This window comes from Leeuwenhoekiella sp. W20_SRS_FM14 (assembly GCF_052119605.1).
Taxonomy (GTDB): Bacteria; Bacteroidota; Bacteroidia; order Flavobacteriales; family Flavobacteriaceae; genus Leeuwenhoekiella.
This window is the reverse complement of sequence record NZ_JBGQOK010000003.1, coordinates 105,010-118,587: the sequence shown is the minus strand read 5'-3', so window position 1 is coordinate 118,587 and position 13,578 is coordinate 105,010. Positions and strand designations below refer to the sequence as shown.

General features: G+C 36.3%; 13 protein-coding genes. 5 read left to right on the top strand and 8 right to left on the bottom strand.

What is annotated here, in order from left to right; genetic code table 11:
• The first annotated feature begins 80 nt into the window (after positions 1-80).
• A complete protein-coding gene (locus ACEN25_RS06680; RefSeq protein ID WP_441802488.1) occupies positions 81-1,286 on the top strand; it encodes an NAD(P)-dependent oxidoreductase in 1,206 nt (401 codons plus the stop codon).
• Between the two features lie 223 nt (positions 1,287-1,509).
• On the opposite strand, the gene ACEN25_RS06675 is transcribed toward ACEN25_RS06680, so the two are convergent.
• The 7 genes from ACEN25_RS06675 to ACEN25_RS06645 all read right to left on the bottom strand — a co-directional run bounded on the left by ACEN25_RS06675 (position 1,510) and on the right by ACEN25_RS06645 (position 7,701).
• The gene (locus tag ACEN25_RS06675) at positions 1,510-1,920 is read right to left on the bottom strand and encodes a DUF2809 domain-containing protein (RefSeq protein WP_441802240.1); all 411 of its coding nucleotides are present in this window, start codon (positions 1,918-1,920) and stop codon (positions 1,510-1,512) included.
• Complete coding sequence (locus ACEN25_RS06670) at positions 1,904-2,578, bottom strand: DUF1361 domain-containing protein (protein ID WP_441802239.1); 675 nt, start codon at positions 2,576-2,578, stop codon at positions 1,904-1,906. Before ACEN25_RS06670 ends, ACEN25_RS06675 begins: the two co-directional genes overlap by 17 nt.
• Before the next feature lie 63 nt (positions 2,579-2,641).
• Positions 2,642-4,018 carry a cell envelope integrity protein CreD gene (gene creD, locus ACEN25_RS06665; protein ID WP_441802238.1) on the bottom strand — a complete coding sequence of 459 codons (1,377 nt, stop codon included), beginning with the start codon at positions 4,016-4,018 and terminating at the stop codon, positions 2,642-2,644.
• A gap of 104 nt (positions 4,019-4,122) precedes the next feature.
• Positions 4,123-4,416, bottom strand: coding sequence for a winged helix-turn-helix domain-containing protein (locus ACEN25_RS06660; RefSeq protein WP_441802237.1), 294 nt, complete (start codon positions 4,414-4,416; stop codon positions 4,123-4,125).
• 77 nt (positions 4,417-4,493) lie between these two features.
• Positions 4,494-5,123, bottom strand: a complete 630-nt coding sequence (locus ACEN25_RS06655; RefSeq protein WP_441802236.1) for a hypothetical protein — start codon at positions 5,121-5,123, stop codon at positions 4,494-4,496.
• A gap of 107 nt (positions 5,124-5,230) precedes the next feature.
• Complete coding sequence (locus tag ACEN25_RS06650; protein WP_441802235.1) at positions 5,231-6,088, bottom strand: universal stress protein; 858 nt, start codon at positions 6,086-6,088, stop codon at positions 5,231-5,233.
• Between the two features lie 2 nt (positions 6,089-6,090).
• Positions 6,091-7,701: a BCCT family transporter gene (locus tag ACEN25_RS06645; RefSeq protein ID WP_441802234.1), complete on the bottom strand. Its 1,611-nt coding sequence runs from the start codon at positions 7,699-7,701 to the stop codon at positions 6,091-6,093.
• A gap of 470 nt (positions 7,702-8,171) precedes the next feature.
• Between ACEN25_RS06645 and ACEN25_RS06640 the strand changes: the two genes are divergently transcribed.
• Both ACEN25_RS06640 and ACEN25_RS06635 read left to right on the top strand, forming a co-directional pair.
• Entirely contained in the window at positions 8,172-8,519 is a 348-nt protein-coding gene (locus ACEN25_RS06640) for a DUF1801 domain-containing protein (protein ID WP_441802233.1), read from the top strand.
• A 275-nt stretch (positions 8,520-8,794) separates the two neighbouring features.
• A complete protein-coding gene (locus ACEN25_RS06635; RefSeq protein ID WP_441802232.1) occupies positions 8,795-9,691 on the top strand; it encodes a hypothetical protein in 897 nt (298 codons plus the stop codon).
• 77 nt (positions 9,692-9,768) lie between these two features.
• On the opposite strand, the gene kdsA is transcribed toward ACEN25_RS06635, so the two are convergent.
• Positions 9,769-10,584 (bottom strand): 3-deoxy-8-phosphooctulonate synthase, encoded by an 816-nt coding sequence (gene kdsA / locus ACEN25_RS06630; RefSeq protein WP_441802231.1) that lies wholly within the window; start codon positions 10,582-10,584, stop codon positions 9,769-9,771.
• Positions 10,585-11,172: 588 nt separating this feature from the next.
• Here kdsA and typA point away from each other — a divergent pair.
• Positions 11,173-12,966, top strand: a complete 1,794-nt coding sequence (gene typA, locus ACEN25_RS06625) for a translational GTPase TypA (protein WP_441802230.1) — start codon at positions 11,173-11,175, stop codon at positions 12,964-12,966.
• 128 nt (positions 12,967-13,094) lie between these two features.
• On the top strand, positions 13,095-13,442 hold the full coding sequence (locus ACEN25_RS06620) for a hypothetical protein (protein ID WP_441802229.1): 348 nt from the start codon (positions 13,095-13,097) through the stop codon (positions 13,440-13,442).
• Positions 13,443-13,578: the final 136 nt, after the last annotated feature.

Below are 13,578 nucleotides of genomic sequence, written 5' to 3'. Positions count from 1 at the left end.
CCCGCCCGAGGTTAGCATACCTGTGCATAAATCTATTAAAATTGTAAATTACAGACTTAAAATCTCAATACATGACCCACATTACATTTGCATTACTTAAAGAAGGAAAAACACCACCAGATCACAGAGCGGTATTGTCGCCTACTTCTATGACTAACGCTCAGGAGCGATTCCCTAAAGCCCGGTTTATAGTAGAATCTTCTTCAGTACGGGTTTTTCCGGATGTAGCTTATGAGAAGGCCGAGTTTGAAGTGTTGCAAGACGTGTCTGCAGCTGATGTAATGCTAGGTGTTAAAGAGGTGCGCATTGAGGATTTGATACCGAATAAGAAGTACTTTTTCTTTAGCCATACCATTAAAAAACAACCGTATAACAGAGCCTTACTAAAAGCTGTTTTAGATAAAAATATTGAGCTTTATGATCACGAAGTAATTACAAATAAGCGCGGCTTGCGCTTAATAGGCTTCGGAAGATATGCAGGCCTGGTTGGAGCTTACAATGGTTTTAGAGCCTACGGTTTAAAACATAAGTTGTATGATTTGCCACCGGCATCAACATTAACAGATGTAGATGCATTGCACGGTCAATTGGCTAAAATTGAGCTGCCCGCTTTAAAAATAGCCCTTACCGGAACCGGAAAAGTAGCAACCGGAGCTGCCGAAATTTTAAATACGATGGGTATTAAAAAAGTTTCGGTAACAGAGTATCTCACAAAAATATTTAAGCAAGCGGTTTATGTGCAGCTGGGGATAAAAGATTACACCAGAAAAAAAGATGGTTCAGCTGCCAGTAATGCTGAATTCTTTAAAGACCCCTCAGGTTATGAATCTAATTTTATGCGCTTCGCGGAAGTAACACAGCTTTTTATAGCAGGTCATTTTTATGGTGATGGTGCTCCATATTTATTTACCCGGGAAGATGCTAAAGCTGAAAATTTTAAGATAGAAGTGGTTGCCGATATTTCGTGTGATGTAGATGGCCCCGTAGCCTCTACGCTGCGTGCCTCTACCATTGCAGATCCTTTTTATGGTTATGACGCCAAGACTGAAACTGAAGTAGCAATGGATGCTGAAGGTGCAATAACGGTAATGGCAGTAGATAATTTACCCTGCGAATTGCCAAAGGATGCCAGTGAAGGTTTTGGTGAGATGTTTATAGAACACGTAATGCCGGCATTTTTTGATAAGGATAAAGATGGTATTCTACAACGCGCCCGTATGACACAAAATGGTAAGCTAACAAAACGCTTTAGCTACCTGCAGGATTATGTAGACGGTAAAGAATAAAACGAAAAACGAAATACGAAAAGGGAAAAACGAAAAAACGAAAAACGAAAGGGGAAAAACGAAATACGAAATACGAAAACGGAAAAACGGGAAAACGAAAAACGAAAAACGAAAAACGAAAAACAAAGTAAGTAGTAGCTCCTCTAAAGTCATTTTGAGCGCAGTCGAAAAACCTTTTAGCGAACTTATAAAATCCTTGTATTGCCTAATCAACCACAGATAGCTACTTTATCTTCGGAAGCTTTTGGGAATTAGGTCGAGAAGATTGTGCATATTCTACACCCCAAATTGTTAAAATTCCTAAAGTATACATTAATACATCTAACCATGAGAAATGACTGCCAAATACTAAAGCGGCCCATTTCTTATAGGCTATAGGAAAGAATTGTGTGAGATTAATAATCTGAAGAAATTCTATTATAAAAGAAAAAACCAGGGTGATGAACAATCCGTTTTTAACGGATGTGTTAGATACAGTCATTAATAGACAATACAGCAAAATCGCTACTAAGAAATCTCCCAGATTTGCGCGTATAAAACCGGTTTTGAGATAGATAGCGATGGCAATTTCTAGAATTAAAATAAACACAAATCCCAGCAGATAGGCGAGACGAGAATTACGGATTAGTTTCATCTGTATTTAATAATTTAAGAGATTTAAGAACGGTATAAATTAACATCAGCAGTAGCCCTAAACTGGCGCTAACAACTAAAATAGGCCAATTATCAAAAGGGTTTATTACAAAATACCATACATCGTGTAGCAAGGCGAGCGGGTTAGTAAGTACATCCCACGAATTATAGCGAAGTACTCTACCCAGATATAAACCATAACCGCACAGGCAAAATATTATAAAGGTAAGCATATGTAACATTACACTGTTTATTTTTGGTTTCCAGATTTTTTGCATTGCCACCACCGAAATTAATCCTGCATATAATGCTAAACTGGAAAATGCCAAAATGAGTATAAAATCAAATAGATATTGACCGGTAGTATTCATTTTTAAGTGAACAAAATCTGTAAATACGTAGGGCGCATTGGGTAAAAATAAAACCCAGATAAACGTTAACAGGCTTAATAAAATAGGCTTTTGAAGCAGTGATTTGTAATACAGCATCGTCCACGTGATACCTAGCGGAACAAGTGCTAAAAAGAGATTCCAAATTAGAAATAAGCCAAATAAACTGTGGGTTATTTTGATGCGTGCCATTATCAAAAGAGCACAAACAGCAGCGGCAAAAGTCAGCCTTTTTAAGTGTTGATAGTTTTGAAGAAATACTGTTTTCATAAAATTAGTTTTTTAAAAGCCAACCTGCTCAGGAGCAAGCCGGCTTCTATTTTTTAGCATTGTTTAAGAGTTCCAGTCAATTTTCCGCGAAGCGTACATAACTACTGCAAGAATGATAAATAACCCAATGCTACCTACGAGCAGTGCATAATTTTCAAGCTGAATAATGACATATATAAAGCTGTACAATAGGGTTAGTGAAGCACCAATAAATAAAGGAAACTTTACGTTTTTGAGAATACTTCTAGAGTATAACGTGATCAAAATAACCACAGAACAACCGGAAACAAAATAGGCGTTGAAGTAACTGCTGTGCTCAGAAATAGAAATGAGTAGCGTGTAAAACATAATTAGTGAAATACCAATCATCAGATACTGAAACGGATGAATAGGTATTTTACTTAATGTCTGTATTAAAAAGAAAATAAGAAAGGTGAGACCAATAACCAGAAAACCGTATTTGGCAGTTCGTTCACTTTTTTGATACTCATCTACCGGAATCATAAAATTTACACCAAAAGCATACGCATTCAAATCAGGTAAACGGTCAAAGAATTGTTGCGAGAAGGGGCGGTTAATATCCAGTACGTTCCAGCGCGCATCAAAGCCGGTTTCAGTAAGCTTGTCTTGATTATAGGGAAGATAGTTACCCGTAAAATTGTTTGTTTCCCAATTAGAAGTAATTTGAGCTTCGGTAGTTTTGCCTATGGGCACAAAACGTATTTGTTCGCTACCGTTTACTTCTAAATTAATGCTAAATGCAACTGCCTTTTCCTTCGGAAGTTGAGCAACTTCAATAGGTTTACTTTCCATTAAATGCATATTCAACCCATTAGTTCTGGGATTTTCATGAGTATCGTATTTTGATGAAAAGGGATAACTATCTTCATTAAGTTTAATCTTAACCTCGGCGCTTACGCCTTTTAAATTAGAGGTTTTTAAAATAACGCGCGCTTTATCCCACAGGATATCTTCAGGCTGAAGTGATACATCAGAGAAGTCTGGGACGGCAAACGTTCCGTTTAATAGGGTTTGTGAACTAAACACCGTGGTTTTGTAAATGCTTCGGTTTTTAATTTCGGGATTGACCGTTGAGGTTATATTTAATTTTTCGGGAAAGAAATACGCGTATTTAATTTCTTCTACAACTTCAGTTAAAACTTCTTTAGTTTGTTTATTTGTAATGGCTTTCTCATGATAGGTTTTATACGGAATTTTAAAAATAGGTCCGTAAATCAAGACTTCATCTCCCCATTTTTCATTGATTTCGCTTACTACCTCCTGCTGCCGAAAGGCGCGTTCTTCAATAAGATTTTGCACAAAAAATAGCGGAATTAGGAGAATAAGGGTAAGAAAACCTACCATAAACATACGTGCAGTGATTGAGTTTTTAACCCAATAGATAATCTTGTTGTGCTGCTGTGGTTCTTGTGTGCTCATATTAAGAATTTTAAAAAGTGATTACTATTTATTAGTAAATAAAAATTCATTTAGTAAAGTACTTTGAAATACAAAGTAGATTGGTAAAAAAATAGATTTTAGTATTATGGGTTTATCAGTTTTTCTAGAGCCTCAATATGTTTTGTAAACGCATCTTTACCTAATGGAGTAGCGATATAACGTGTATTAGGCTTTCGGTTAATGAATGATTTTTCAACTTTGATGTACGCTTCTTTTTCGAGCGCTTTAGTATGACTGGCGATGTTGCCGTCTGTGGCGCCCAGCAATTCTTTAAGCATATTAAAATCGGCAAAATCATTAACCATAAGTATACTCATAATTCCCAGACGTATACGATGGTCAAAAGCTTTATTTATATGTTGAATGATGTTTTTCAAGTTGTTTTAAGGTTTATGTTCTAATTCTTAGTTCCCCTCACTTAGGGAGGGGTTAGGGGTGGGATAAGGCGAGGGTACTAGCGGTCGTATTTGTTGTACAATATAGCTCCATAAATAATATGAAGCACACCAAAGCCCAATGCCCAAAAATACAATCCGTAGCCTATAAATTGTGTTGCAATAAGACCAATTATTATATTGACTATGCCCAAGTATTTAATATCACCAATGGTAAATTTACTGGCATTCACCAGGGCAAGACCATAAAATAAAAGTGTTGCAGGAGCAACCAGCCCGGCAATATTATATTGAATAAGGACTATACAAAATAGACCACCGGCAATAAGCATAATCGCAAAATTTGCCAATAAGCGTTTTGAAATAGGATTCCAGATTTTCTCATTCTGTATTTTTGCTTTGCGTAAAGTGAGTACTAAACCAGTCACTACGGCTGCAAAAAGTACAAGAAGCGCGATGCCCATTAAATTGAAAAAGAGGGTGGTATAGGTGTCATCTGAGATATACTGAGTCTCTGTATAGCTTAAGTCTTCAAACTTTTGAATCTGAAAATAGGCAGTTACTGCGCCTATAAGTGCGTAAATGCCTGCTAGAATTCCGGAGAGTCCGCTAAGTGAAATAAATCGAGACGAGCGACTCATCATATTTTTGATGTCGCTAATATCTTTGAGATAGTTGTTTGTTTCCATACAAAAGTACTTTGAAATGCAAAGTAAAACTAAAATTTTGTACAAACCAAAAATAAAAAAAGCCTCACAAAAAGGTGAAGCTTTTAGTTATTGCTCTCATTCAGAAATTACCTCACTACCAGTAACGGGGAGCTAAGGCTTTCATTAAAAAGCTCTTCAGTAAGACTTCCTATTAGCAGCGTAGAGATATTGCTGCCACCTTTGTCTGAAAGAATTACCAAATGAGGTTTGCGTTTTTCGATCTCCATTAAAAATTTCTGACCGATGCTTTTGTCCTTTGCAAAGAGAAATTCATTAGTATCAGGAGGAGTTACCGCTAGTTTTTTAAAGAATTTAGCAGATTTTTGTCTGAGGTGCGTTTCTACTTTTACCAGCGCATTATCACGTACAACATATTGAGAAAACTGAATAGGAATTCGATAAATATGAAGTGCATTTAAGTGTACAGCTGTTATATTGCGCAGTTCTTCTGCAAAGAAAAATGATTTTCGGGATGGGCTTGAAAAGTCTGTACCTACCCAAACGGTATCTAAATGCAACTCGGCTGTTTTAGGTACGGTAAGTATACTGCATTTTAATAATCTCAATAATTTTGAAGTTACCACTCCTGTACCATCTTTTGCAGGCTTGTTACCTACTACAACAAGATTAATCTGATATTTATTGGTGATATAATGTATGAGAGATTCGGTGTTAGAGTCTTCAGAAATAAGCACTTCCCAATTTACATTGGCAGTAAATGTATTTTCAATCTGTTCATTGAGTTCGTCGCCTATGAGTTGGTCAAGGTTCACTTTTTGCAACTCTTCTTCAAACAGGTCTGAAATCTCGTATTTTTTAATGTTATGAACAAAATAAACGTTTTCTACCGCTAACTTTTCGGCGAGAAACGAGCTGTATTTAATTAGATATTTATCTATTGAAGACAGGTCTAATGCAACGAGTATGTTTTTTACTTTTTCCATTTTTATTCGGCTTTTTTCCTACGTGCGACAATTTCTTTTACAACATCTTCATAATCGTCCATCTGCTTTTCTGATTTCTTTTTTTCTAATTTTTGATAATCTTCCCGCAGTCCTATGTAGAGGGAATAACACATAATCAGTAAAATAATAGCAAAGGGTAAACCGGTGACAATGGTTGCGGTCTGTAATGCCTCGAGGCCACCGCCAATTAAAAGTACAGCAGCAACAGTACCTTCTGTAATTGCCCAAAAGATGCGCTGACCTACCGGAGCTTCAATTTTTCCTCCGGTAGTTAAACTATCTACAACAAGAGAGCCAGAATCTGATGAGGTTATGAAGAAGCCTGCTATAAGAATAACCGCAACAACATTTATAACCATTGAGAGTGGGTAGTCTTCAAAAAAGATAAAAAGTGCCGTAGCAACATCATCCTGTACCGCTGATACTATTGCTGTATTACCACCTAGTGCCTGTTGAATAGCAACACTACCAAAAGTGGACATCCAGAAAAAGGTAACTAAAGAAGGTACTAATAACACGCCCAAAATAAACTCTCTAATGGTTCTACCTTTTGAAATACGGGCAATAAACATACCCACAAAAGGAGACCAGCCTATCCACCAGCCCCAGTAAAATACCGTCCAGTTATTTTGCCAGGATGAACCTTCAAAAGTCTCACTCCAGGTAGAAATTTTGATGAAATTAAAGAGATAGCTTCCTGTATTCTCAACAAAAGAGCGGAAGATAAAGAGGGTAGGACCTAGAATTAAAGCAAGTAAGAGTAATACAACCGCAATACGCATATTCCATTCACTCAAAATACGCACCCCTTTATCAACTCCCAGAACTACAGAGGTGGTTGCTATTAATGTTATACCGGCGATTAATAACACCTGAGTAAGCGTACCATCGGGAACACCAAAAACATGATTTAAACCACTGGCAATTTGCTGTACACCAAAGCCTAGCGAGGTTGCCAGTCCAAAAAGTGTTGCAAGAACCGCAAAAATATCAATCGCATCTCCAATCTTTCCGTGTATTTTATCTCCTAAAAAAGGATAAAAAACAGACCTGATGGTAAGGGGTAAGCCGCGGGAATAGGTAAAGTAGGATAAGGCTAATCCTACCAGCGCATAAACACCCCAGGCGTGAAATCCCCAGTGTAAAAAGGTGAAATTCATCGCTTCCTGCGCTGCGGCTACCGTATTAGGAGCTGCGGTAGGCGGGGTTGTTAAATGAGTTACAGGTTCTGCAACGCCAAAAAACAGTAATCCTATACCCATACCTGCGCTAAACAACATAGCAAACCAGGATATGGTTTTAAATTCGGGTTTTGCTTTTTGACCACCTATTCTTAGTTTCCCATATTTACTTAGAGCGAGATAAATCAGAAAAATCAAAAAGAGATTGATACATAGTATAAAAAACCAATCTGCTTTTTCTGCTACCGCGTGCTGTATATCACTAAATATTTTCTGCGCTTTTTCCTCAAATAGGATCGTAAGTGTAATACTTATTACAATAATTATTGCCGAAGTAAAAAATACGGGTCCGTTGACCTGTAAGCCAAAGATGGATTTCCTTTCGTCACTGCGTGTAATTTTTTTTGCCATAATTTTTTATTTCATTAAAAGTAGTAACCAACATTTATATTAAACCGAGCTTCCCATTTTGCATCGGGATTACCTACTGCAAAATCATCTACAAAGTTTCCGTCTAGCCAAGGATTAATTATATCCTGCACATATTTTAGTGTTACTAAATTTTTAAAACATATTGAAAAGAATCTGTAAATTCTTGTTTTTCGTTTTAAGACGAATACACCAAATTAAATAGGTTTACCGCCTAACTCAAATTTGGGTTTCTTATCCTTCTGACTGAAGCATTCTACAAAAAAAATAATCAGAACTAATTAATAGAGGATAGGGCTTTAAGGTTGTAGGTTTTGATGTTGTTTGTAGGGTTAAACTGGAAAACTAAGCGGAATTTTATGTAATACGGATTTTCGACAGATCATTTAATAGTTATTTAAGATGCTAAGCTTAACTTTAAGAAAACATTTAGAGTTGAAAGAATATTAGTAATGAATCCTGCTGAAGATTACATTCTTAAAAAGCCCGAACCGTATCGAAGTATTTTAATCGAATTGCAGGTACTAATTGAACACGCCGTGCCGCAAGCAGTTTTATTGTATAAATGGCATTTGCCATTTTATTATTTGAATGGTAGGATGTTTTGTTTTCTAAATTTTAGAAAAACTTTTGTCGAGCTTAGTTTTCCTAAAGGAATAATGCTCAATGACCTTAATGGAAAACTTACAGCAGGAGAAAACCGAAAAAATTTACGTTCGCTGCGCTATCAAAATCTAGAAGAACTAGATGCAGAAATTGCAATTGGATTTTTAGAGCAAATGAAAGAGCTTTTAATATAAAAACCTGACTCAACTGAAATAGATTTCTTATTTGAAGTCCTAATATTTATAGTTAAAAACTAATTTAATTAGGTTTCTTAGTTATTGATAAATTTGTTCTTAGTTAAAAATAAGTAGTATTTTGATAAACGAAGTAATCTATATACCGGGTCTTTTTCTATTTTTTTCCTCATCTTATCAATTTTGATATAAAATGGGATTTAGAAGCCTATAAATTGAGTTTAAAATCTCAAGACAAAACTGATTGATCAATCAAACAAGATAAAAAGAATAAAATGAGAAGAATTTTGAAAAGTCTAATGCTGTTATGTTTTATTTTATGCACAGGTATAGTTATAGCACAGGAACCAGAAACGTTTAACACTGAAAATTATATACTGTACAAGCCATCAAAAACCGATGCCGTATTAATGCTTTTTGGTGGATTTGGTGAAGATGGAGTGGGTATTGAAAACGAGTTTCCAATAACGGATTTAGCTATTTCAAAAAATGTAGCAGTAGTCTATTTAAATTACAATAGAAAAATCATTTTACAAGATGAAGAGAAAACTCAATTGGCTGCAATGTTACAAACATTGATATCCTCAAATAATCTTCCTAAGAATGCCATTTACATAGGGGGTTTATCTAGTGGTGGGGCAATGGCTCTTTTAATTAGTAATTATTTGACTGAAAATGTAGCGTACGGCATCAAGCCGGTTGGTGTTTTTGCAGTTGACTCTCCTATAGATCTTGCAGCAATGTATCGTATAGCCAAACAAAATGTGGAGCGTAATTTTTCACCCGCTGCTGCTGGGGAAAGTGCATTTATGCTTCAATACTTTAATACCCAATTAGGAGATCCTGATGTTGAAATCACTCCTTATGAAAAGTACAGTTCGTTTGTTTATGAAACCGAAAACTTCCAAAACCTTAAAGCTTTAAAGAATACTAAAATCCGTTTGTACACGGAGCCAGATAAAACCTGGTGGAAACAAAATATGGGTGTTGAGTATGAGCAAATGAATGCGTTCCATTTAGAAAGAATGTCTCAGTTTTTGATGAGTCAGGATTACGAACAGGTTGAGCTTATTACTACTGAAGATAAGGGGTATAGGGCAGATGGAACCAGACATCCGCACAGTTGGTCTATTGTAGATCAGGAAGATTTATTGCAATGGATTCTTGATTAATAAAATACTATCAAAACAAAAAAATCCGTGTAGAATTAATTTTCTGCACGGATTTTTTACTTCTATACATTTTGTTTTTACTCGGCAACCACTTTGCGTATTGCTACCAGCTTGGTCAATAAATCTTCTAGCAAACTTAGATCAAGCATATTGGCTCCGTCACTTTTTGCATTTTTAGGGTCAAAGTGCGTTTCTATAAACAGACCATCTACACCTGCAGCAATACCGGCTTTTGCCATAGTGCCTATAAGTGCAGGACGACCACCGGTTACGCCACTGGTCTGGTTGGGTTGTTGTAAACTGTGGGTTACATCAAGTACGGTAGGTGCATATTGACGCATGGTTGGGATGCCTCTAAAATCTACAATCATGTCCTGGTATCCAAACATGGTCCCACGATCGGTAATCCATACATTTTCATTGCCGGTTTCGGTTACTTTGGTTACGGCGTGTTGCATAGATTCCGGACTCATAAATTGTCCTTTTTTAAGGTTGACAACTTTACCGGTTTCGGCGGCAGCCACAACAAGATCGGTTTGACGTACCAGAAACGCAGGTATTTGTAAAACATCTACATAAGCAGCAGCCATAGCGGCATCTTCATTTACGTGAATATCAGTTACGGTAGGTACGTCAAAAGTTTCAGAAACTTTGCGTAGAATTTTTAGAGCTTTCTCGTCTCCAATTCCTGTAAAACTATCAAGACGGCTGCGATTTGCTTTTTTAAAACTTCCCTTAAATACATAAGGAATATTCAATTTATCAGTGATTCCAACAATTTTTTCAGCAATGCGTAATGCCATTTCTTCGCCTTCAATGGCGCAGGGTCCTGCAAGTAAGAAGAAGTTGTTAGAATCTGTATATTTTATTTTAGGAATATTTGTGAGTTTCATTGTCTGGGATTTAAAGCTGTAAAGATAAGGCTTTAGAAATAGGAAAAAAGTTAGAAGTTAATGGTTAAAAGTAGAAAGTAGAAAGTAGAAAGTAGAAAGTAGAAAGTAGAAAAGAGAAAAGAGAAAAGAGAAAAGAGAAAAGAGAAAAGAGAAAAGAGAAAAGAGAAAAGAGAAATTGAAACTTAAAACCTTAAAAATAAAGCGGTATGTCAGTTCGAGCGCAGTCGAGAACCTATCGTTGATTACAACTACCAGCACTTAAGTACAAAAAAAGAATAAAACAGGAAATATAAATAATTACGATTTTCAATTAACTGGAAACAGCAACAGCAATAAAGATAAACCCGCGGCAGGGATAGCAGCGGTATCCTTTTTTGTAAACGAGAGGCTTTCTACGCCCTTTGGCGTATTGCGTAAAGTTGTTAGCAAAAAAGATATAGCGAATAGCCCGGTTGCTGCTTGTGACTGATTTTCAATTTTTTAGAAGTTTTTTAATAAGCAGCAAGCCGCCCAGATTATAATTAAAAATAAGTGCTTAAAAATCCATTAATTAACCATATCTTTGCGCCCTTAAAATAAGGGCATCTTATGGAAATTAAAAACATTGCGATTATCGCTCACGTTGACCACGGTAAAACTACGTTGGTTGACAAAATCATGTACCATTGTCAATTGTTTCGCGAAAACGAAAACACGGGAGATCTTATCCTGGATAACAATGACTTAGAGCGCGAACGCGGTATTACTATTACGTCAAAGAACGTTTCAGTAATGTATAAGGGTACAAAAATCAACATTATTGATACTCCTGGTCACGCCGATTTTGGTGGAGAGGTAGAACGTGTATTAAACATGGCTGATGGAGTACTTTTATTAGTTGATGCTTTTGAAGGACCAATGCCACAAACCCGTTTTGTACTTCAAAAAGCGATAGACTTAGGTCTTAAGCCTTGTGTGGTAATCAATAAAGTAGATAAAGAAAACTGTACTCCAGAAGAAGTTCACGAGAAGGTTTTTGACTTAATGTTTGAACTGGGTGCCGAAGAATGGCAGCTAGATTTCCCTACCGTTTACGGTTCTGCTAAGAACAACTGGATGAGTGATCATTGGGAAAATCAAACCGAAAATATAGAGCCACTTCTTGATATGGTTATGGAGCACATTCCTGCACCAAAAATAGAAGAAGGTACAGTACAAATGCTTATTACATCATTAGATTTCTCTTCTTTTACCGGTCGTATCGCGATAGGTCGTTTACAAAGAGGAACTCTTAAAGAAGGTATGCAAGTATCTTTAGTGAAGCGTGACGGTAGCGTTAAAAAAGTAAAAATTAAAGAATTACACACCTTTGAAGGTTTAGGACGTTTAAAAGTTCCTGAAGTTCTTCCGGGTGATATTTGTGCACTTGTAGGTATTGAAGGATTTGAAATAGGTGATACTATCGCAGATTTTGAAAATCCTGAAGCGTTGAAGACTATCGCTATTGATGAGCCTACAATGAGCATGCTATTCACTATTAACGACTCTCCTTTCTTTGGTAAAGACGGTAAATTTGTGACTTCACGTCATATTAAAGATCGTTTATTTAAAGAACTTGAGAAAAACTTAGCGCTTCGTGTTGAAGAAACTGGTAGTGCAGATAAGTTTATGGTTTTTGGTCGTGGGGTATTACACCTTTCTGTATTAATTGAGACTATGCGTCGCGAAGGGTACGAACTTCAAATAGGTCAGCCACAGGTAATCATTAAAGAAATTGATGGTGTTAAATGTGAGCCTATAGAAGAATTAACAATCGACTTACCAGAGAATGTTTCTGGTAAAGCTGTTGAGATGGTTTCTATGCGTAAAGGTGAGATGCTAAGTATGGAAGCTAAAGGGGAGCGTATGATATGCCAGTTTATGATCCCATCACGTGGTATCATTGGCTTACGTAACCAATTACTTACAGCTACTGCAGGTGAGGCTATTATGGCACACCGTTTTAAAGAGTATCAGCCTTTTAAAGGTACTATTCCAGGACGTATTAGTGGTTCTTTAGTTTCTATGGAAAACGGAAATGCAATTCCGTATTCTATTGATAAATTACAGGATCGTGGTAAGTTCTTCGTATCTCCAGGTGAAGATATTTATGAAGGTCAGGTAATTGGTGAAAACTCACGTCAGGATGATATGAATATCAACATTACCAAAGCGAAAAAGCAGTCTAACGTACGTTCATCTGGTGCAGATGATAAAGCGAAGATTGTACCTGCAATTAAATTCTCATTAGAAGAAGCATTAGAGTACATTCAGAAAGATGAGTATGTTGAGGTAACACCTAACCACCTGCGTTTACGTAAGGTATGGTTAAATGAAAATGATCGTAAACGTAACAAGATTTAATCTTACGTTTTAAGTTATAACAAAAAGCACTTCCGCAAGGAAGTGCTTTTTTTTTTGCATTCTTTTTAATTTGACGCAACCTTTTTTATTATTTTACATCTATTTTATATAACGCTAAAACAGTTTGTATGTTAATTAGATTTAAGTTGGTAATGGTTTTAATGGGAATACTATTTGCCAGTAGTTGTTCTAAAGATGATCAGGATTTCCCTACTACTACCGCAGAACTGCAAGTAAAGGTTAATGATACCTTACTTATAGCTTCTAGGGAAACTGCGCCTGTTGAGGGTGGTCGTGAAGTTTCGGTAGCACCAAAACACGGAAAAGTATTTATAGATGCTTTTACGATAAAATATCTTGCAGATACAGGTTACACCGGTGAAGACTATTTAGAGATTACAAATAAAGGGTCTATAGGAGATGGTAATTATTTTGTAACTTCTGTAGAACAATATACTATAAAAATTAGCGAGTAGTATTAACGGCTATAAGCACGATTAAAAAAGCACTTCTAACCCAGAAGTGCTTTTTTAGTTTAGCAAATTTCCAGAAGTAATCCTAAACCTTGATTGCTGTAGCTCAAATCAATTTTTTGTAATTTACCCCGTTCTA